Annotated in this window: 30 protein-coding genes; all 30 read right to left on the reverse strand. The window is 61.0% G+C overall.

Going from position 1 to position 19,402, the window contains the following annotated elements; translation table 11 throughout:
* Positions 1-73: 73 nt before the first annotated feature.
* Complete coding sequence (locus tag HB676_RS29350) at positions 74-868, reverse strand: SDR family oxidoreductase (RefSeq protein ID WP_213741981.1); 795 nt, start codon at positions 866-868, stop codon at positions 74-76.
* Positions 869-1,130: 262 nt separating this feature from the next.
* Entirely contained in the window at positions 1,131-1,547 is a 417-nt protein-coding gene (gene rplQ / locus HB676_RS29355; protein ID WP_213741982.1) for a 50S ribosomal protein L17, read from the reverse strand.
* A gap of 160 nt (positions 1,548-1,707) precedes the next feature.
* Positions 1,708-2,736 carry a DNA-directed RNA polymerase subunit alpha gene (locus HB676_RS29360; RefSeq protein WP_213741983.1) on the reverse strand — a complete coding sequence of 343 codons (1,029 nt, stop codon included), beginning with the start codon at positions 2,734-2,736 and terminating at the stop codon, positions 1,708-1,710.
* Positions 2,737-2,850: 114 nt separating this feature from the next.
* Positions 2,851-3,240 carry a 30S ribosomal protein S11 gene (gene rpsK / locus HB676_RS29365; protein ID WP_006021048.1) on the reverse strand — a complete coding sequence of 130 codons (390 nt, stop codon included), beginning with the start codon at positions 3,238-3,240 and terminating at the stop codon, positions 2,851-2,853.
* A gap of 122 nt (positions 3,241-3,362) precedes the next feature.
* Entirely contained in the window at positions 3,363-3,731 is a 369-nt protein-coding gene (rpsM, locus tag HB676_RS29370) for a 30S ribosomal protein S13 (protein ID WP_213741984.1), read from the reverse strand.
* Positions 3,732-3,915: 184 nt separating this feature from the next.
* Positions 3,916-4,791, reverse strand: coding sequence for an adenylate kinase (locus tag HB676_RS29375; protein WP_213741985.1), 876 nt, complete (start codon positions 4,789-4,791; stop codon positions 3,916-3,918).
* A 121-nt stretch (positions 4,792-4,912) separates the two neighbouring features.
* The gene (secY, locus tag HB676_RS29380; protein ID WP_213741986.1) at positions 4,913-6,244 is read right to left on the reverse strand and encodes a preprotein translocase subunit SecY; all 1,332 of its coding nucleotides are present in this window, start codon (positions 6,242-6,244) and stop codon (positions 4,913-4,915) included.
* Positions 6,245-6,394: 150 nt separating this feature from the next.
* Complete coding sequence (gene rplO, locus HB676_RS29385; protein WP_213741987.1) at positions 6,395-6,880, reverse strand: 50S ribosomal protein L15; 486 nt, start codon at positions 6,878-6,880, stop codon at positions 6,395-6,397.
* 74 nt (positions 6,881-6,954) lie between these two features.
* The gene (gene rpmD, locus HB676_RS29390) at positions 6,955-7,149 is read right to left on the reverse strand and encodes a 50S ribosomal protein L30 (RefSeq protein WP_213741988.1); all 195 of its coding nucleotides are present in this window, start codon (positions 7,147-7,149) and stop codon (positions 6,955-6,957) included.
* Positions 7,150-7,184: 35 nt separating this feature from the next.
* Positions 7,185-7,760 carry a 30S ribosomal protein S5 gene (gene rpsE / locus HB676_RS29395; protein WP_213741989.1) on the reverse strand — a complete coding sequence of 192 codons (576 nt, stop codon included), beginning with the start codon at positions 7,758-7,760 and terminating at the stop codon, positions 7,185-7,187.
* A 61-nt stretch (positions 7,761-7,821) separates the two neighbouring features.
* Positions 7,822-8,184: a 50S ribosomal protein L18 gene (gene rplR / locus HB676_RS29400; protein ID WP_213741990.1), complete on the reverse strand. Its 363-nt coding sequence runs from the start codon at positions 8,182-8,184 to the stop codon at positions 7,822-7,824.
* Positions 8,185-8,195: 11 nt separating this feature from the next.
* Entirely contained in the window at positions 8,196-8,729 is a 534-nt protein-coding gene (rplF, locus tag HB676_RS29405; protein ID WP_213741991.1) for a 50S ribosomal protein L6, read from the reverse strand.
* A gap of 13 nt (positions 8,730-8,742) precedes the next feature.
* A complete protein-coding gene (rpsH, locus tag HB676_RS29410; protein WP_213741992.1) occupies positions 8,743-9,141 on the reverse strand; it encodes a 30S ribosomal protein S8 in 399 nt (132 codons plus the stop codon).
* Between the two features lie 12 nt (positions 9,142-9,153).
* On the reverse strand, positions 9,154-9,459 hold the full coding sequence (gene rpsN, locus HB676_RS29415) for a 30S ribosomal protein S14 (protein WP_213741993.1): 306 nt from the start codon (positions 9,457-9,459) through the stop codon (positions 9,154-9,156).
* Between the two features lie 46 nt (positions 9,460-9,505).
* Positions 9,506-10,063, reverse strand: a complete 558-nt coding sequence (rplE, locus tag HB676_RS29420) for a 50S ribosomal protein L5 (protein ID WP_213741994.1) — start codon at positions 10,061-10,063, stop codon at positions 9,506-9,508.
* Positions 10,056-10,370: a 50S ribosomal protein L24 gene (gene rplX, locus HB676_RS29425; RefSeq protein ID WP_213741995.1), complete on the reverse strand. Its 315-nt coding sequence runs from the start codon at positions 10,368-10,370 to the stop codon at positions 10,056-10,058. Before rplX ends, rplE begins: the two co-directional genes overlap by 8 nt.
* The gene (rplN, locus tag HB676_RS29430) at positions 10,370-10,738 is read right to left on the reverse strand and encodes a 50S ribosomal protein L14 (RefSeq protein WP_011473865.1); all 369 of its coding nucleotides are present in this window, start codon (positions 10,736-10,738) and stop codon (positions 10,370-10,372) included. The genes rplX and rplN overlap by 1 nt, the downstream gene beginning before the upstream one ends.
* 80 nt (positions 10,739-10,818) lie before the next feature.
* Entirely contained in the window at positions 10,819-11,067 is a 249-nt protein-coding gene (gene rpsQ, locus HB676_RS29435) for a 30S ribosomal protein S17 (protein ID WP_079571012.1), read from the reverse strand.
* Between the two features lie 9 nt (positions 11,068-11,076).
* Positions 11,077-11,283 (reverse strand): 50S ribosomal protein L29, encoded by a 207-nt coding sequence (gene rpmC, locus HB676_RS29440; RefSeq protein WP_079571014.1) that lies wholly within the window; start codon positions 11,281-11,283, stop codon positions 11,077-11,079.
* A 9-nt stretch (positions 11,284-11,292) separates the two neighbouring features.
* Positions 11,293-11,706, reverse strand: a complete 414-nt coding sequence (gene rplP, locus HB676_RS29445; protein WP_213741996.1) for a 50S ribosomal protein L16 — start codon at positions 11,704-11,706, stop codon at positions 11,293-11,295.
* 31 nt (positions 11,707-11,737) lie between these two features.
* Positions 11,738-12,436, reverse strand: a complete 699-nt coding sequence (gene rpsC, locus HB676_RS29450) for a 30S ribosomal protein S3 (protein ID WP_213741997.1) — start codon at positions 12,434-12,436, stop codon at positions 11,738-11,740.
* Between the two features lie 18 nt (positions 12,437-12,454).
* Positions 12,455-12,841: a 50S ribosomal protein L22 gene (gene rplV, locus HB676_RS29455; protein WP_213741998.1), complete on the reverse strand. Its 387-nt coding sequence runs from the start codon at positions 12,839-12,841 to the stop codon at positions 12,455-12,457.
* 10 nt (positions 12,842-12,851) lie between these two features.
* Positions 12,852-13,130 carry a 30S ribosomal protein S19 gene (gene rpsS, locus HB676_RS29460; RefSeq protein ID WP_213741999.1) on the reverse strand — a complete coding sequence of 93 codons (279 nt, stop codon included), beginning with the start codon at positions 13,128-13,130 and terminating at the stop codon, positions 12,852-12,854.
* 13 nt (positions 13,131-13,143) lie between these two features.
* Positions 13,144-13,977, reverse strand: a complete 834-nt coding sequence (gene rplB, locus HB676_RS29465) for a 50S ribosomal protein L2 (protein WP_213742000.1) — start codon at positions 13,975-13,977, stop codon at positions 13,144-13,146.
* A gap of 12 nt (positions 13,978-13,989) precedes the next feature.
* On the reverse strand, positions 13,990-14,289 hold the full coding sequence (locus HB676_RS29470; RefSeq protein ID WP_213742001.1) for a 50S ribosomal protein L23: 300 nt from the start codon (positions 14,287-14,289) through the stop codon (positions 13,990-13,992).
* The gene (rplD, locus tag HB676_RS29475; RefSeq protein WP_213742002.1) at positions 14,286-14,906 is read right to left on the reverse strand and encodes a 50S ribosomal protein L4; all 621 of its coding nucleotides are present in this window, start codon (positions 14,904-14,906) and stop codon (positions 14,286-14,288) included. The genes HB676_RS29470 and rplD overlap by 4 nt, the downstream gene beginning before the upstream one ends.
* A 1-nt stretch (position 14,907) precedes the next feature.
* Positions 14,908-15,633: a 50S ribosomal protein L3 gene (gene rplC / locus HB676_RS29480; RefSeq protein WP_213742003.1), complete on the reverse strand. Its 726-nt coding sequence runs from the start codon at positions 15,631-15,633 to the stop codon at positions 14,908-14,910.
* A 52-nt stretch (positions 15,634-15,685) separates the two neighbouring features.
* Positions 15,686-15,994, reverse strand: a complete 309-nt coding sequence (gene rpsJ / locus HB676_RS29485) for a 30S ribosomal protein S10 (protein WP_013166261.1) — start codon at positions 15,992-15,994, stop codon at positions 15,686-15,688.
* Between the two features lie 91 nt (positions 15,995-16,085).
* Positions 16,086-17,276, reverse strand: coding sequence for an elongation factor Tu (gene tuf / locus HB676_RS29490; protein WP_213742004.1), 1,191 nt, complete (start codon positions 17,274-17,276; stop codon positions 16,086-16,088).
* Between the two features lie 39 nt (positions 17,277-17,315).
* Positions 17,316-19,388 (reverse strand): elongation factor G, encoded by a 2,073-nt coding sequence (fusA, locus tag HB676_RS29495; protein ID WP_213742005.1) that lies wholly within the window; start codon positions 19,386-19,388, stop codon positions 17,316-17,318.
* Between the last annotated feature and the right edge of the window lie 14 nt (positions 19,389-19,402).

The raw sequence follows: 19,402 nt of genomic DNA on the forward strand, positions 1-19,402 counted from the left end.
CGCCGTGCCCACCATCTTCTCGTTGACCAAGATGGGGGGCACGCTTCGCTTTGCCCACCCTACGATCCCCATCTCACGCAATCGTCTGCACGATCCCGCCTTCGGCACGCAACGCCGCGCCGTTGGTCGCGGAGGCTTCCTTTGAACTGATATAGACCACCATGTTGGCGATCTCCTCGACGCTGGCAAAACGTTGCAGCAGCGAGGTCGGACGGAACTGCTTGACGAATTGCGACGCGGCTTCGTCGACCGACTGACCGTTTTGCTTCGCCAGATCCTTCACAAAGGTTTCGACGCCCTCTGACATCGTCGGTCCCGGCAGCACTGAATTGACGGTCACTGCGGTGCCGCGGGTCATCTCAGCCAGGCCCCGCGAGATCGCGAGTTGCGCGGTCTTGGTCATGCCGTAATGGATCATCTCCTTCGGGATGTTCAGCGCGGATTCCGAGGAGATGAAGACGATGCGGCCCCAGTTGCGCTTGAGCATGCCAGGCAAATAGGCGCGCGACAGCCGCACGCCCGACATCACATTGACCTCGAAGAAGCGGCTCCAGTCCTCATCGGGAATATCCAGAAAACCCTTGGGCTCAAAAATCCCGGCATTGTTGATCAGGATGTCCACATCCGGCAGCGCCGCGACCAGCGTTTGGCAACCCGCTGCGGTCGAGACGTCGGCGGCGACGCCGCGCACTTTGCTGCCGGGTACCGCCTTGGCAAGGGCGGCCACCGCCGCATCGACCTTGGCCTGTGTGCGGCCGTTGATCACCACGTCCGCGCCCGAGCCAGCGAGGCCCTTGGCGATGGCGTGGCCGATGCCCGCGGTCGAACCCGTCACCAGCGCGGTCTTGCCTTTGAGATCGATATTCATGCGACATCTCCATGGTTGCTGCAGAGGCATATCGGGAGTGGTGCATGCGACCGCAAGCGGGGCGCACATTCGCGAGGTGACTTTGCCCACCCTACCATTTAATTCGTCATTGCGAGCGAAGCGAAGCAATCCAGCTTACTTTGCCGCCTCATGGATTGCTTCGCTTCGCTCGCAATGACGGGCTTATTTGAGTATTCGCTTTCCAAAACAAAAAACGGCGCCTGAAGGCGCCGTTTTCGTAAAGCAATTCACTGGATCAGGCTTACGCCGCGTCCGCGGTCTTTTCCTGCACCGGACCGGAATCGAGGCCCTTGGCGTCGACGTCGCGGTCGACGAATTCGATCACGGCCATCGGCGCATTGTCGCCGTAACGGAAGCCGGCCTTGATGATGCGGGTGTAGCCGCCCTGGCGGTCCTTGTAGCGGGTGGCGAGAACGTCGAACAGTTTCTTGGTCTGGTCGAGATCGCGCATCTCGGAGATCGCCTGCCGGCGCATCGCCAGACCGCCCTTCTTGCCGAGCGTAACCAGCTTCTCCACGATCGGGCGAAGTTCCTTGGCCTTGGGCAGCGTGGTGACGATCTGCTCGTGCTTGATCAGCGACGCACACATATTGGCGAACATCGCGCGGCGATGTTCCGCCGTGCGGTTGAGCTTCCGATGAACCTTGCCGTGACGCATGTGATATTCCTCTGTACTTATTCCGTCGCGACAGTTCGTCGGACAATGCTCAGGTGGGCCGCCTGCGTTCGCCCTGCCATTCCGGGATGGTGCGCTAGCACCAGACCCGGAAGTTCGAGATTCCGGGTTCGATGCTGCGCATCGCCCCGGAATGACAAAATCAGTAGTGGTCTTCGAAGCGCTTGGCCAGTTCGTCGATATTCTCCGGCGGCCAACCCGGCACTTCCATGCCGAGATGCAGACCCATCTGGGCCAGCACTTCCTTGATCTCGTTCAGCGACTTGCGGCCGAAGTTCGGGGTACGGAGCATTTCCGCTTCCGACTTCTGCACGAGATCGCCGATGTAAACGATGTTGTCGTTCTTCAGGCAGTTGGCCGAACGAACCGACAGCTCGAGCTCGTCGACCTTCTTGAGGAAGGCGGGGTTGAAGGCGAGATCGGGGATGATCTCCTGCGCGACTTCCTTGCGCGGCTCTTCGAAGTTGACGAACACATTGAGCTGATCCTGCAGGATGCGCGCGGCATAGGCCACCGCATCGTCAGGCGAGATCGCGCCGTTGGTCTCGATGGTCATGGTCAGCTTGTCGTAGTCGAGAATCTGGCCTTCGCGGGTGTTCTCGACCTTGTAGGAAACCTTGCGCACCGGGGAGAACAGGCTGTCGACCGGGATCAGGCCGATCGGCGCGTCTTCCGGACGATTGCGCTCGGCGGCGACGTAGCCCTTGCCGGACGCGACGGTGAATTCCATGCGGATTTCCGCACCCTCGTCGAGGGTGCAGATCTGCAGGTCCGGATTGAGCACGGTGACATCGCCGACGGTCTGGATGTCGCCGGCGGTAACGGTGCCGGGGCCCTGCTTCTTCACGACCATGCGCTTGGGGCCTTCGCCCTGCATCTTGATCGCGATGTCCTTGATGTTCAGCACGATGTCGGTGACGTCCTCACGAACGCCCGCGATCGAGGAGAACTCGTGCAGCACGCCGTCGATGTGCACCGACTGCACCGCTGCACCCTGCAGCGACGACAACAGGATGCGGCGCAGCGCGTTGCCGAGCGTCTGGCCGAAGCCGCGCTCAAGCGGCTCGGCAACCAGGGTCGCAAAACGCGTGGCGTCGTGACCGGGAGTTACCTGCAGCTTGTTCGGGCGGATAAGTTCTTGCCAATTTTTCTGGATCGTCACTGTTTTCACCCATTGGCCAGTCGATCCGCGAAGAGATCACTGGCGTTGGAGACCCGCGGATCAGTCCACGGCTTGCAATTTCTCAAAACCATCGCGGGCGGCAGAGCCGCCCACGCACCAAAATCAAACCCGCCGGCGTTTGCGCGGACGGCAGCCATTGTGCGGGATCGTCGTCACGTCGCGGATCGATGTAACGGTGAAGCCCGCAGCCTGCAGCGCACGAAGCGCCGATTCACGGCCCGAACCGGGGCCGGCCACTTCCACTTCCAAAGTGCGCATGCCGTGTTCCTGCGCCTTCTTGGAAACGTCTTCCGCCGCGACCTGCGCAGCATAAGGAGTCGATTTGCGCGATCCCTTGAAACCCATCGTGCCGGCCGACGACCAGGCAATGGTGTTGCCCTGCGCGTCAGTAATGGTGATGGTCGTGTTGTTGAATGACGAATTCACGTGCGCGATGCCGGAGGCGATGTTCTTGCGCTCGCGACGACGTACGCGGGTGGCTTCCTTGCCCATTCCAAAACCTTTCCTAAGATCTCAACGCCGCCGTAATGCCAGCGGCTACACCTGAAAAACGAGAAGCGAATAGCAAGCGGCGAATAAAATCATTCGCCCTTCCCTATCCGCGTATCGCAAATTTACTTCTTCTTGCCGGCGATCGACTTGGCCGGACCCTTGCGCGTGCGCGCATTGGTATGGGTACGCTGACCGCGCACCGGCAATCCGCGGCGATGACGCAAGCCGCGGTAGCAGCCGAGATCCATCAAACGCTTGATGTTCATCCCGGTCTCGCGACGCAGGTCGCCTTCGACCAGATAGTCGCGATCGATCACTTCACGAATCTGCAGGACTTCCTGATCGCTGAGCTGATTGACGCGGCGATCTTCTGGAATCTTGACCTTCTCCATGATGTCGGCCGCGTTCTTCTGGCCGATGCCATGGATGTACTGGAGCGCGATCAGGACGCGCTTGTTAGTCGGGATATTCACGCCGGCAATACGGGCCACGGACTTCTCTCCTGTCGCCGATCCCTCGCGGACCGGCCATTTTTTCTAGCTATCTCGGGCAGGTGTTCACAAACGCGAACACGACGCCCTTCCCCTTTGATATCTTGGGGCCCGGCATCGTCTGAAACTAACCGACTGGATACCGGGCTTATTAAAGGATTCAACTTGGTTTCGTCAACCGTCCCTATGCTTTAGCTCGCTTTTTCGTGACCTTTTTTGCGGTTTTTCCAGCCTTCTTGGCTGGGCGGGTCGTGGAACCTGCGGCCACCTTCCGGGAGGGCTTTTTGGCTGCCTTTTTGACTACCCTGGACGCCGGCTTCCCGGCCTTTCCAGAGGCTTTTGCTGCCTTTTTAGGGGCGCTGACGCTGCGGCGGGCCGGTTTGGCGGTCTTTTCGGCGGCTTTGGCCGATATGGCCTTCGACTTCGCGGCCGACTTGGCCTTGGCGGCCTTCTCGGACGCCTTGGCTTCCACAGCACCAATGGCGGACAGAATGCGGTTAATCTCGCGGGTGACGTGTTCGATGGTCATCATGCCATCGACCGTCAGCAGTTTGCGTCGCTCGGAATAATAGTGAATTAGCGGCTCCGTCATCGAACGATAGCTCGCGAGCCGCTTGGTCAGCACTTCCGGCGTGTCATCGATTCGCACTTCCTCGCCGCGCGCCCGCATCTCCGCGACCCGGGTCTCGACTCGCTGCAACAGCGCGCTTTCGTTGACGCGAAGCTCGATCACCGCATCGAGCTTGATGTGCTTTTTCTTGAGCAACTCATCCAGCGCCGCGGCCTGCGGCACCGTGCGCGGAAAACCGTCGAGGATAAAACCCTTCACGGCGTCTGGCTGATCCAGCCGGTCGGAGATGATTCCGATCACGATCTCGTCCGGCACCAGGCCGCCCGCGGCCATGATGTCCTTGGCCTTGAGGCCGACCGGCGTCTGCGCCGACACGGCCGCACGCAGCATTTCGCCGGTCGAGAGTTGAACAATGCCGTATCGGTTAATCAGCCGCTGTGCCTGCGTGCCCTTGCCCGCCCCCGGCGGCCCGAGAAGGATCAATCTCATGAATGTTCGCCCCCCGGCTTGGTGCCCGATTCGTCGCGCACCCAAGATTCAAATCACGACAGCGCTAACTACAATCAGCGCCGAGCGCGGATGGCGAAAGCGAAATGCACATAGTCCGGCGTCAGCGGCGACGCCCTCTCAACTTCGACTTCCTGATCAGCCCCTCATATTGATGGGCGAGCAGATAACCCTGAACCTGCGCCACCGTATCCATGGTCACGCTGACCACGATCAAAAGCGAGGTGCCGCCAAAGTAAAACGGCACCGAGGCGTAGGAAATCAGAATTTCGGGAATCAGGCAGACGATCGCCAGATAAATCGCGCCGAGCACCGTGATGCGGGACAGCACGTAATCGATATATTCGGCGGTACGCTCGCCCGGCCGGATGCCCGGAATGAAGCCGCCATGCTTCTTGAGGTTGTCGGCGGTTTCGGTCGGGTTGAACACGATCGCGGTATAGAAGAACGCGAAGAACACGATCAGCGCCAGATAGAGAATCAAGAACAGCGGACGGCCATGGCCGAGCTGGGTGGTGATCCACTGAAACCATTCCGGCCCCTTGCCCGCGTTGAAATTGGCGACCGTGGTCGGCAACAGCAGCAGCGAGGACGCGAAGATCGGCGGAATCACGCCCGAGGTATTGAGCTTGAGCGGCAGATGCGAGGACTGGCCCTCGAACATCTTGTTGCCGACCTGGCGCTTTGGATACTGGATCAACAGCCGCCGCTGCGCGCGCTCCATGAACACGATGAAGGCGATCACGGCGACCGCCATCACGATCACCACCAGGATGAGCCCGGTGGACAGTGCGCCCTGACGGCCGAGCTCCAGCATGTTGGCGAGCGCCGAGGGCAGCTCGGCGACGATGCCGGAAAGAATGATCAGCGAAATGCCGTTGCCGATGCCGCGCGAGGTGATCTGCTCGCCGAGCCACATCAGGAACATGGTGCCGCCGGTCAGCGTGATTGCAGTCGACAACCGGAAGAACATGCCGGGATCGCTGACGACGTTGCCAGCACCTTCAAGGCCGACCGCAATGCCGTAGGACTGGAACGCGGCGAGAATCACAGTGAGATAGCGGGTGTACTGGTTCAGCGTCTTGCGGCCCGCCTCGCCTTCCTTCTTGAGCGCTTCGAGCTGCGGCGACACCGTGGTCAGAAGCTGAATGATGATCGAGGCCGAGATATACGGCATGATGTTGAGCGCAAAGATCGCCATGCGGTGGATGCCGCCGCCGGCGAACATGTTGAACATGCCGAGAATTCCACCGGCCTGGGACTTGAACACCTGCTCCCAGATGTTGGGATCGATGCCGGGAAGCGGAATATAGGTGCCGAGCCGATAAACAAGCAGCGCACCCAGTGTGAACCAGATGCGCTTCTTCAGTTCGTCGGCCTTGGCCAGCGCACCGAAATTGAGGTTGGCTGCAAGTTGTTCCGCTGCTGAGACCATGTTTGGCTTTCTCCCGGGCGCCCCTTGCGCTGTCAGATCCGGGAAAGCGGACCCCTCAGCGGACGCCGGACATTATTTGGTGCTCGGCTTCGATAAGTCCATCGTCCCGTCGTGCCGATTGCCCGCCCCAAGCGGGCAATGACGCAGATGTTACGCCGCCTCGCCTTCGTCCTTGGCCGGAGCCAGGATCTTCACCGTGCCGCCGGCCTTCTCGACCGCCGCGATGGCGGTTTTCGAAGCGCCGTGAACCTCGATCGTCAGCTTGGCCTTGAGTTCACCCCGGCCGAGCAGCCGCACGCCAGCCTTGGCGCGGCGGATCACGCCGGCTTTCACCAGCGACTCGGCATTGAGGGTGTCCTTGGCGTCGATCAGCTTGGAATTGATCGCGTCCTGAATACGGTCGAGATTGATCTCGGCATATTCGACCCGGAAAATGTTGTTGAAGCCGCGCTTCGGCAGGCGCCGATGCAGCGGCATCTGACCACCCTCGAAGCCCTTGATGCGCACGCCCGAACGCGCGGTCTGGCCCTTGCCGCCACGACCGGCGGTCTTGCCCTTGCCTGAGCCAATGCCACGGCCGACGCGCATGCGCTTTTTGCGCGAGCCGGCGTTGTCGGCGATATCGCTGAGCTTCATAGTTAGCTTCCTTTATCCTTGGAGCATGATCTTGACCGAAAACCGCTAAACACTTTTCGGGATCATGCTCCGACTTATTTCTCGTCGACGACGCGAACGAGATGTTGAACCTTCGCGATCATGCCGCGAACCGCAGGCGTGTCCTGCAGCTCGGTAACGCGGCCGATCTTGTTGAGCTTGAGGCCGATCAGCGTCTCGCGCTGCGAGTGATGGCGGCGGATCGCGCTGCCGGTCTGCTCGACCTTGATCATCTTTGCGGCCTTGGCCATCGTCGTAACTCCGAAAAGCGCGTCAGCGCGTTTTATTATTCAGCGACCACTTCGGCGTCGCCACCGACACGGCGCGACTGCAGCGTGGACACCTTGATGTTGCGGCGTGCCGCGACCGAACGCGGCGAATCCTGATGCTTCAGCGCGTCGAAGGTGGCGCGAACCATGTTGTAGGGGTTCGACGAGCCGATCGACTTCGCCACCACGTCCTGGATGCCAAGCGTTTCGAACACCGCACGCATCGGGCCACCCGCGATGATGCCGGTACCCGCCGGCGCCGCGCGCAGATAGACCCGGCCCGCACCGTGACGGCCGGCGATGTCGTGATGCAGCGTACGGCCTTCACGAAGAGCCACGCGCGTCAGATTGCGCTTGGCCGATTCAGTTGCCTTGCGGATCGCTTCCGGAACTTCGCGCGCCTTGCCGTGGCCGAATCCGACCCGGCCCTTTTGATCGCCGATCACGACCAGCGCTGCAAAGCCGAAGCGCTTGCCGCCCTTGACGACCTTCGCCACACGATTGATGTGGACGAGCTTGTCGACGAATTCGCTGTCGCGCTCTTCCCGGCCGCCCCTGTGGCCGCCACCGCCGCGTTCGCGTTCACCTGCCATGGTGTTTTCCAATCCTTAAGAGGCTTGCGCCCCAGTCCTGTTCAATTCCAAATCTTAAAACTTAGAAGCTCAGCCCGCTTTCGCGCGCGGCATCCGCGAGCGCCTTGACTCGCCCGTGATAGAGATAGCCGCCGCGATCGAACACCACTTCCGTGACGCCGTTCTTGACCGCACGCTCCGCCAGCAGCTTGCCGACCGCCTTCGCCGCATCGATGTTGGCGCCGGTGTTGCCGGTATCGCGCATCGCCTTCTCCAGCGACGAGGCCGAAGCCAGCGTCTCGCCCTTCAGGTCGTCGATGACCTGGGCATAGATGTGCTTCGACGAGCGGAACACCGACAGACGCGGGCGGCCGTTGGCCGTGCGGCGCAAGGACAACCTTACGCGTTGCTTGCGCCGGGCATTCGTAATCTTGAGTCTCGACATGACCGGCTCCGTTACTTCTTCTTGCCTTCCTTGCGGAAGATAAATTCATCGGAATACTTCACGCCCTTGCCCTTGTAGGGCTCCGGCGGACGGTAGCTGCGGATCTCGGCGGCGACCTGGCCGACGCGCTGGATATCGTTGCCGGCGATGACGATCTCGGTCGGCTTCGGAACCGTGATCGCAATGCCTTCCGGGATCGCGTAGACGACGTCGTGGCTGTAGCCGAGCGCGAGCTGCAGGTTCTTGCCCTGCAACGCGGCACGATAGCCGACGCCCGTGATCTCGAGCTTCTTCTCGAAACCCTTGGTGACGCCGGCGACCAGGTTCGCGACCTGCGCGCGCGCGGTGCCGTAGAGGGCCTGCGCGCGGTTGGTTTCGAACCGCGGGTTCACCTTGACGGCGCCGTTCTCGAACTTCACCTCAACGTCGTCATGAACGACGAACTGAAGCTGGCCCTTCGGCCCCTTCATCTTGACGGTCTGTCCCTCGACGGTCGCGGTGACGCCCGAAGGCACCGTCACTGGCCGTTTGCCGATACGTGACATGACTAATCCTTCCTCAGAACACCGTGAAGAGAACTTCGCCGCCCACGTTCGCTTCACGCGCTTCGTGGTCAGCCATAATTCCCTTCGGCGTCGACAATACCGAAATGCCGAGACCGTTATTCACGCGCGGCAGGTTCTTCACCGAGGCGTAAACTCGCCTTCCCGGCTTCGAAACCCGCTCGATCTCGCGAATGACCGGCTCGCCGTCGAAATACTTCAGCTCAATCTCAAGCTCGCTGCGGCCCGAGGAATGCTCGACGCTGGCATAGCCGCGAATGTAGCCCTCGGTCTTGAGCACCTCGAGCACATTGGCGCGCATCTTCGAGCCCGGGGTCGAAACCTTGGGCTTGGCGCGCATCTGTGCGTTGCGGATGCGGGTGATGAGATCGCTGATCGGATCGTGCGTTGACATGTCCGATCCCCCTTACCAGCTCGACTTCACGAGCCCGGGAACCAGGCCCTTGGACCCGAGTTCACGCAGCGCGATACGGCTGAGCTTGTTCTTGCGATAGACCGAGCGCGGACGGCCGGTGATTTCGCAACGGTTGCGAATCCGGGTCGCCGACGAATTGCGCGGCATCTCGGCGAGCTTCAAGGTCGCCGCAAACCGCTCTTCCATCGGCTTGTTCTTGTCGGCGATGATGGCCTTCAGCTTCGCGCGCTTGGGCGCGGCGTTCTTGGTCATCCGCTTGCGCCGGTTGTTCTTCTCGATCGAACTCTTCTTTGCCATGCTTGGCTCCTGGGTTTCCGCGTTTGAGAGGCTTGTTTTCAGCTTCTCACTGCCGGAACGGGAAATTGAATGCGGTCAACAATGCTCTTGCTTCGTCGTCGGTGGTCGCCGAGGTGCACACCGTGACGTCCATGCCCCATGTCTCGCCCATCTTGTCGAAGTCGATTTCGGGGAAAATGATGTGTTCCTTGATGCCGAGCGAATAGTTGCCGCGGCCGTCGAAGCTCTTCGGATTGAGGCCGCGGAAATCTCGCACGCGCGGCAGCGCCACGTTGATCAGGCGGTCGATGAATTCATACATCTTGGCCTTGCGCAGCGTGACCTTGCAACCGATCGGCTGATTTTCACGCAGCTTGAAGGTCGCGATCGCGACGCGCGAATAGGTCACGATCGGCTTCTGACCCGCGATCAGCGCGAGATCGGCCGCCGCCAGTTCCGCCTTTTTGCGGTCGTTGACAGCCTCGCCGACGCCCATGTTGAGCACGACCTTCTCCAGGCGCGGCACCTGCATGACGTTGGCATAGCCGAACTGTTCCGTCAGCTTGCTGCGGATGCTCTTGTCGTATTCCGCGCGCAGGCGCGGCGTGTATGCGGTCTCAGCCATCGATCTCTGCTCCCGAGCGTTTGGCGATACGTACCTTGGTGCCATCCGCCTGAATCTTGAAACCAACGCGCGTCGGCTTGCCGTCCTTGCCGACGATCGCGATGTTGGACAGGTGGATCGGCGCCTCTTTCGAGATGATGCCGCCTTCCTGCGCCTGGGTCTGCTTCTGGTGACGCTTGACGAGGTTGATGCCCCGCACCAGCGCCTTGCTGTCGGTCGGACGGACCTCGAACACCTCGCCGGTGCGACCCTTGTCGCGGCCGTTCAGCACGATAACCTTGTCACCCTTCCGGATCTTGGCAGCCATCACAGCACCTCCGGCGCGAGCGAAATAATCTTCATGTGGTTCTTGGCGCGCAGCTCGCGCGGCACCGGCCCGAAGATACGGGTGCCGACCGGCTCCGACTGATTGTTGATCAGCACGGCGGCGTTGCGGTCGAAGCGGATGACAGAACCGTCGGCGCGGCGAATGTCCTTGCGGACCCGCACCACCACAGCCTTCATCACGTCGCCCTTCTTCACCTTGCCGCGCGGAATTGCTTCCTTGATCGACACGACGATAACGTCGCCAACGGTGGCATACCGGCGCTTGGAACCCCCAAGCACCTTGATGCACATGACACGGCGTGCGCCTGAATTATCGGCCACGTCGAGGTTGGTCTGCATCTGAATCATTGATGCACCTCGTCCTCTTTCTGATGCGCTTATTCGCGCTTAAAATTTCCCGAGATGGTTCGGCAGAGCCGGACCTGACCTCAGGCCGTTTTCTTCTGCTCGCCCCGGACCACCGTCCAGCGCTTCAACTTCGAGATCGGCTTGCTTTCCTCGATCCACACCTGGTCGCCCGGCTTGAACTCGTTGTTCTCGTCGTGCGCGTGGTAATTTTTCGAGCGGCGAATCGTCTTCTTGTAGATCGGATGGGTAAAGCGGCGATCGACGCGCACCACAACCGTCTTGGCTTGCTTGTCGCTGACGACCACACCCTGAAGCGTACGTTTCGGCATGTCGGCCCCTTACTTCTTCGCGTCGCGCTTCTGCGCGGCGATGGTCTTGATACGGGCGATATCGCGGCGAGCTTCACGCAGCCGCGAGGTGTTTTCCAGCTGCCCGGTGGCGCGCTGGAAACGCAGATTGAAACGCTCCTTCTTCAGATTGAGGACGGCATCGTCCATCTGATCGGGGCTCATCGCACGGATATCGGCGGTTTTCATCTCGGCCATGATCACATCCTATTCCGCAATGCGCGCGACGAAGCGCGTCTTGATCGGCAGTTTGGCGGCGGCCAGCGTCAGCGCTTCCTTGGCGGTCTGAATGGTTACGCCATCGATCTCGAAAATCACGCGGCCGGGCTTGACCCGCGCCACCCACAATTCCGGCGTACCCTTGCCGGAGCCCATTCGGACTTCAGCGGGCTTCTTCGACACCGGCACGTCCGGAAAGATCCGGATCCAGACGCGGCCGGCACGCTTCATGTGACGGGTCAGCGCGCGGCGGGCGGCTTCGATCTGACGCGCGGTGAGACGCTCGGGCGCCATCGCCTTCAGGCCGAACTGACCGAATGACAACGTCGCGCCCGAAGTCGCAACGCCGTGGATACGGCCCTTATGCGCCTTCCGGAACTTCGTCTTCTTTGGTTGCATCATGGCTTACGCCCTCAAACCTTCTCTATTGCGCTCAAGCAGCGTCGCGACGCGGCCGCGAATTGTCGCCTTCAGCCATCTTCTTGTCCTGGGCCATCGGGTCGTGCTCAAGGATTTCGCCCTTGAAGATCCAGACCTTGACGCCGCAGGTGCCGAACGTGGTGAATGCAGTCGCCACGCCGTAATCGATATCTGCGCGCAGCGTGTGCAACGGCACCCGCCCTTCACGATACCATTCCATGCGCGCGATTTCGGCGCCGCCGAGACGGCCCGAGCAATTGATACGAATGCCCTCGGCGCCCAAACGCATCGCCGACTGCACAGCCCGCTTCATGGCGCGGCGGAACGCGACGCGGCGCTCGAGCTGCTGCGCGATCGATTCGGCGACCAGCGTGGCGTCGAGTTCCGGCTTGCGGATTTCGACGATGTTGATGACGACGTCGGAAGCCGTGATATCGGCAACGCGCTTGCGCAGCTTGTCGATGTCGGCGCCCTTCTTGCCGATCACGACGCCGGGACGCGCCGAGTGGATCGTCACGCGGCACTTCTTGTGCGGACGCTCGATCACGATCCTGGCGACAGCCGCCTGCTTGAGCTCCTTGTGCAGGATCTCGCGGATTTCGACATCCTCGTGCAGCAGCTTGCCGTATTCGTTCTTGCCGGCGAACCAACGGGAATCCCACGTCCGGTTGATGCCAAGACGCAGCCCGATTGGATTGATCTTCTGACCCATCGTATTCTCCCGCGCTCTTTAAGCGCTCGCCTCGGCCTCGACCTGACGAACAACGATCGTCAGCTGCGAGAATGGTTTAAAAACACGGCCCGAACGGCCACGGCCGCGCGGTGCGAAACGCTTCATCACGATGCCGTTGCCGACATGAGCCTCGGAGACGATCAGGTCGTCGACATCGAGGTCGTGGTTGTTTTCGGCATTGGCAATTGCCGACTCCAGACACTTCTTGACGTCCACAGCGATCCGCTTGCGCGAAAACTGCAGATCGGCGAGCGCAGCCGAAGCCTTCCGGCCGCGGATCAATTGCGCGACCAGGTTAAGCTTCTGCGGGCTCACCCGCAGCATCCGGGCGATCGCCTTGGCCTCGTTATCCGGGAGGCTCCGTTCGCGCTTAGGTTTGCTCATCGCTTAGTCCTCAAGCCTTCTTGGCTTTCTTGTCGCCAGAATGGCCATGGAAGGTACGGGTCGGCGAGAACTCGCCGAACTTGTGGCCCACCATTTCCTCGTTGACCGATACCGGCACATGCTTCTGGCCGTTGTAGACACCGAACACCAAACCGACGAACTGCGGCAGGATGGTCGAGCGGCGGCTCCAGATCTTGATCACGTCATGACGGCCGGACGCACGGGCCACATCTGCCTTCTTGAGCAGAGAGCCTTCAACGAACGGGCCTTTCCAGACTGAACGAACCATGTCCGGCGTTTCCTTACTTCTTCCGCTTGTGGCGGCTGATGAGAATGAATCTGTTGGTCGACTTGTTCGAACGCGTCTTCTTGCCCTTGGTCGGCTTGCCCCACGGGGTAACCGGGTGACGGCCGCCCGAGGTGCGGCCTTCGCCGCCGCCGTGCGGATGGTCAACCGGGTTCATGGAGACGCCGCGGTTATGCGGCTTGCGTCCGAGCCAGCGGTTACGACCGGCCTTGCCGATCGAAATGTTCATGTGATCCGGGTTCGACACCGCACCGATGGTGCCGGTGCAGCGGCCGTGAACCAGGCGCTGTTCGCCCGAGTTCAGGCGAACGATCACGTAGTCATGGTCGCGACCGACGAGCTGCGCATAGGTTCCGGCGGAACGCGCGAGCTGGCCACCCTTGCCGATCTTCAATTCCACATTGTGGATGATGGTACCGATCGGCATGTTGCCGAGCGGCATCACATTGCCCGGCTTCACGTCGACATAGTTGCCGGCGATCACGGTGTCGCCGACCGCCAGACGCTGCGGCGCCAGGATGTAGGACTGGGTGCCGTCGGTGTATTTCAGCAGCGCGATAAAGGCAGTACGGTTCGGATCGTATTCCAGACGCTCGACGGTCGCGGGCATATCGACCTTGGTGCGCTTGAAGTCGACGATGCGATAGGACTGCTTGTGGCCGCCGCCGCGAAAGCGCACGACCATGCGGCCGGTGTTGTTGCGGCCACCGCTGGAGTGCTTGCCTTCGGTCAAAGCCTTGACCGGCTTGCCCTTGTAGAGCGCCGAACGATCGACCATCACCAGCTGGCGCTGGCCCGGTGTCGTGGGGTTGAATTTTTTCAATGCCATCGTCGTATCGCCCTATAGCCCGGTGGTGACGTCGATGCGGTGGCCCTCTTCGAGGGTCACGACAGCGCGCTTCACATCCGACTGCGAACCGAACTGGCCGCGGAAGACCTTGGTCTTGCCCTTGCGCACCAGCGTGTTCACGCTCTTCACCTTGACGTCGAACAGCTTCTCGACGGCTTCCTTGATTTGCGGCTTGGTCGCCTTGCTGGCGACCTTGAACACAACCTTGTTGTGCTCGGACGCCATGGTCGCCTTTTCGGTCACGACCGGAGCGACGATGACGTCGTAATGGCGCGGATCGATATTCTTCATTTGAAGCGCGCCTCCAACGCATCGAGCGCCGCCTTGGTCAGAACCAGCTTCTGACGACGCAGAATGTCATAGACGTTGATGCCCTGGATCGGCAGCACGTCGATGTTCGGGATGTTGCGGGCCGCGGTTGCGAAACCGGTGTTAACTTCGGCGCCGTCGATGATCAGCGCATTGGTCAGGCCGAGACCCGAGAAATGTCCGACCAGAGCCTTGGTCTTGGCCGCCTCGAGCGTCGCCGTTTCGATCACGATCAGGCTGCCGTCCTTGACCTTGGCCGACAGCGCATGGCGCAGCGCCAGCGCGCGAACCTTCTTCGGCAGCGCGAATGCATGCGAACGCACGACGGGACCGAATGCACGGCCACCACCGCGGAACTGCGGCACGCGGGCCGAACCGTGACGGGCGCCACCGGTGCCCTTCTGCTTGTACATCTTCTTGCCAGTGCGCCAGACATCCGCACGGCCCTGGGTCTTGTGAGTGCCGGCCTGACGCTTGGCGAGCTGCCAGTTGACGCAGCGCTGGATGATATCCTTGCGCGGCTCGAGACCGAAAATCTCGTCCGAGAGCTGAACCGAACCAGCGGCCTTGCCTTCAAGCGTTGTGACTTTCAATTCCATCTCACACGCCCTCCTGCTCGGCCGGCGCAGCTGCAGCCTGCTCGCCGCCTTCGACCAAGCGGAACTTGCCCGGCTTCGGCGCGTCTTTCGGCAACACCTTCTTCACGGCGTCGCGCACCGCGATCCATCCGCCCTTGGAGCCGGGAACGGCGCCTTCGACGAGGATCAGGCCGCGCTCAACATCGGTCTGCACAACGCGCAGATTGAGCGTGGTGATGCGATCGACACCCATGTGACCGGGCATCTTCTTGTTCTTGAAGGTCTTGCCGGGATCCTGACGTCCGCCGGTCGAACCGATCGAACGATGCGATACCGACACACCGTGGGTGGCGCGAAGGCCGCCGAAGTTCCAGCGCTTCATGCCGCCGGCAAAGCCCTTGCCGACCGAAGTACCGGTCACGTCGACGAACTGGCCGACCACGAAATGATCAGCCTGGATCTCAGCGCCGACCGGGATCAGCGCGTCTTGCGACACTCGGAATTCGGTGACTTTGCGCTTGGGCTCGACCTTGGCGACCGCGAACTGGCCGCGTTCAGCCTTCGGCAGATAGACGGTCTTGCGCGAGCCTGAACCGAGCTGCAGCGCGACATAACCGTTCTTCTCGGTCGTGCGGTGACCCAACACCTGGCAGTTGCCCAGCTTCAGCACGGTCACAGGGATATGTTCGCCGGTCTCCGTAAAGACCCGCGTCATCCCGACCTTTTGTGCGATCACTCCGGAGCGCATCGGCGTGCTTCCTGTTCTTTCTGTCCGCTAACTTCGGACGGGATCTGAAAACTTAGAGCTTGATTTCGACGTCGACGCCGGCAGCCAGGTCGAGCTTCATCAAAGCATCGACGGTCTGCGGTGTCGGATCGACAATGTCGAGAAGACGCTTGTGAGTGCGCATCTCGAATTGCTCGCGGCTCTTCTTGTCGACGTGGGGTGAACGGTTGACGGTGAACTTCTCGATGCGGGTGGGCAGCGGGATAGGTCCGCGAACCTGTGCACCGGTACGTTTCGCCGTGCTGACGATCTCGCGGGTCGAGGCATCGAGGATCCGATGGTCGAACGCCTTGAGACGTATGCGGATATTCTGGCCGTTCATTGCCGTTGTCTTTCTTTAAGAGCGAGTAGTGAGTAGCGAATAGCGAGTAGCAAATTTCTCATTCGCTACTCGCCACTTCCTATTCGCGTCCTTATTCGATGATGCTTGCGACGACGCCTGCACCGACGGTGCGGCCGCCTTCACGGATAGCGAAGCGCAGCTTCTCTTCCATCGCGATCGGCACGATCAGGTGCACTTCCATCGCGATGTTGTCGCCCGGCATCACCATTTCGGTGCCTTCGGGCAAATGCACAACACCGGTCACGTCGGTGGTGCGGAAGTAGAACTGCGGACGATAGTTGGTGAAGAACGGAGTGTGACGACCGCCCTCTTCCTTGGTCAGGATGTAAGCCTCGGCCTTGAACTTGGTGTGCGGCTTGACCGAACCCGGCTTGCACAGCACTTGGCCACGCTCGACTTCCTCGCGCTTGGTACCACGCAGCAGCGCGCCGATGTTGTCGCCGGCCTGGCCCTGATCGAGCAGCTTGCGGAACATTTCAACGCCGGTAACGATGGTCTTCTGGGTGGCGCGAAGACCGACGATTTCGATTTCCTCGCCGACCTTGACGATGCCGCGCTCAACGCGCCCGGTGACCACGGTGCCGCGGCCCGAGATCGAGAATACGTCTTCCACCGGCATCAGGAACGGCTGGTCGATCGGACGCTCCGGCTGCGGAATGTACGCATCGACGTGCTTCATCAGCTCGAGGATCGCGTCGTGGCCGAGCTTCTTGTCCTTGTCCTCGAGGGCGGCGAGAGCCGACCCCTTGACGATCGGGATCTTGTCGCCCGGGAAGTCGTACTTGGACAGCAATTCGCGAACTTCGAGCTCGACGAGTTCGAGCAGTTCCGGATCGTCGACCATGTCGCACTTGTTGAGGAACACGACCATCGCGGGAACGCCGACCTGCTTGGCGAGCAGGATGTGTTCGCGGGTCTGCGGCATCGGACCGTCGGCGGCCGACACAACCAGGATCGCGCCGTCCATCTGCGCCGCACCGGTGATCATGTTCTTCACATAGTCGGCGTGGCCGGGGCAATCGACGTGGGCGTAGTGGCGATTGGCGGTTTCGTATTCGACGTGGGCGGTCGAAATCGTGATGCCGCGCGCCTTCTCTTCCGGCGCCTTGTCGATCTGGTCGTACGCGGTGAACGTCGCACCGCCGGTTTCCGCCAGCACCTTGGTGATCGCCGCCGTCAGCGACGTCTTGCCGTGGTCGACGTGACCGATCGTTCCGATGTTGCAATGCGGTTTATTACGTTCAAACTTTGCTTTGGCCATGACTCTCTCCGTTCAGTCGTTAACTGTCGCTAACGACAATCAGGCAAACTTCTTCTGGACTTCCGCCGACACGTTCGCCGGCGCTTCCGCGTAGTGATCGAACTGCATCGTAAAGGTTGCGCGGCCCTGGCTCATCGAGCGCAGGTTATTCACGTAACCGAACATATTCATGAGCGGCACCATCGCATTGATGACGTTGGCATTACCGCGCATGTCTTGACCCTGGATCTGGCCGCGTCGTGAATTCAGATCGCCGATGACCGACCCGGTGTAGTCTTCCGGCGTCACCACTTCGACCTTCATGATCGGCTCGAGCAGGACCGACTTGCCCTTTTGCAGCGCTTCGCGGAACGCCGCGCGCGATGCAATTTCGAAGGCCAGCGCCGACGAGTCGACGTCGTGATACTTGCCGTCGACGAGTTGAACCTTGACGTCCACCACCGGGAAGCCGGCAACGACGCCCGAGCCCATCACGCTGTTGAGGCCCTTTTCGACGCCGGGGATGTATTCCTTCGGAACCGCACCGCCGACGACCTTGGACTCGAACACGTAACCGGCGCCGGGCTCATTCGGCTCGACGATGATCGAGACTTCGGCGAACTGACCGGTACCGCCGGTCTGCTTCTTGTGGGTGTACTTGACTTCCGCGCGCTTGGTGACGCGTTCACGGAACGCCACCTGCGGCGCGCCGATATTCGCATCGACCTTGTAGGTACGGCGCAGAATGTCGACCTTGATGTCGAGATGGAGTTCGCCCATGCCCTTGAGGATGGTCTGGCCGGACTCCTGATCGGTCGACACCCGGAACGACGGATCTTCCGCAGCGAGTTTCGCCAGCGCGACGCCGAGCTTTTCCTGGTCGGCCTTCGACTTCGGCTCGATCGCGATTTCGATGACCGGCTCGGGGAATTCCATCTTTTCCAGGATCACCGGCTTGTCGGGATCGCACAGCGTGTCACCGGTGCGGGCTTCCTTGAGGCCAGCCAAAGCGACGATGTCGCCGGCATAGGCTTCCTTGATGTCTTCGCGGTTGTTCGCATGCATCAGCAACATGCGGCCGATGCGCTCTTTGCGGTCGCGCGTCGAATTGATCACGCCGGTGCCCGAAAGCAGCGTGCCGGAATAGATGCGGCAGAAGGTGATGGTGCCGACGAACGGATCGTCCATGATCTTGAACGCGAGCAGAGCCAGCGGCTCCTTGTCGCTCGGCAGCCGAACGACCTCGTTGCCGTCTTCATCGACGCCTTTGATGGCGGGCACGTCGACCGGCGACGGCAGATAATCCACGACGGCGTCGAGCAGCGGCTGCACGCCCTTGTTCTTGAACGCCGAGCCGCACAGCACCGGGAAGAACGCGCCAGTCAGCACGGCCTTGCGGATCATCCGCTTGAGCGTCGCCTCATCGGGCTCCTTGCCGTCGAGATAGGCGGCGAGCACGTCGTCATCGAGTTCGACGGCGGCTTCCAGCAGCTTCTCGCGATATTCCTTGGCCTTCTCGACCATATCTTCGGGAATATCGATATCGACGAACTTGGCGTCGAGCTTCTCTTCTTCCCAGACCACACCCTTCATGCGGACGAGATCGACCAGACCCTTGAAGTTGTTTTCGGAGCCGATCGGAAGCTGGATCGCAATCGGCTTGGCGCCGAGACGATCAACGATATCCTGCATGCACTTGTAGAAATCGGCGCCGGTCTTATCCATCTTGTTGGCGAACACGATGCGCGGAACGCGGTACTTGTCGCCCTGACGCCAGACGGTCTCGGTCTGCGGCTCTACGCCCTGGTTCGAATCGAGCACGCATACCGCGCCGTCGAGCACGCGCAGCGAGCGCTCGACTTCGATGGTGAAGTCGACGTGGCCGGGCGTGTCGATGATGTTGAGGCGCTTGCCTTCCCAGAACGCGGTGGTCGCGGCCGAGGTAATGGTGATGCCGCGCTCCTGCTCCTGCTCCATCCAGTCCATCGTCGCGGCACCTTCGTGCACTTCGCCGATTTTGTGGCTCTTGCCGGTGTAATACAGGATGCGCTCGGTGGTCGTGGTCTTGCCGGCATCGATATGCGCCATGATACCGAAGTTGCGGTAGTTCTCTATGGCATGAACGCGGGGCATGGGTTGTTCCTCAG

Source organism: Bradyrhizobium sp. dw_411, assembly GCF_018449695.1.
In the GTDB taxonomy this organism is placed as follows: Bacteria; Pseudomonadota; Alphaproteobacteria; order Rhizobiales; family Xanthobacteraceae; genus Bradyrhizobium.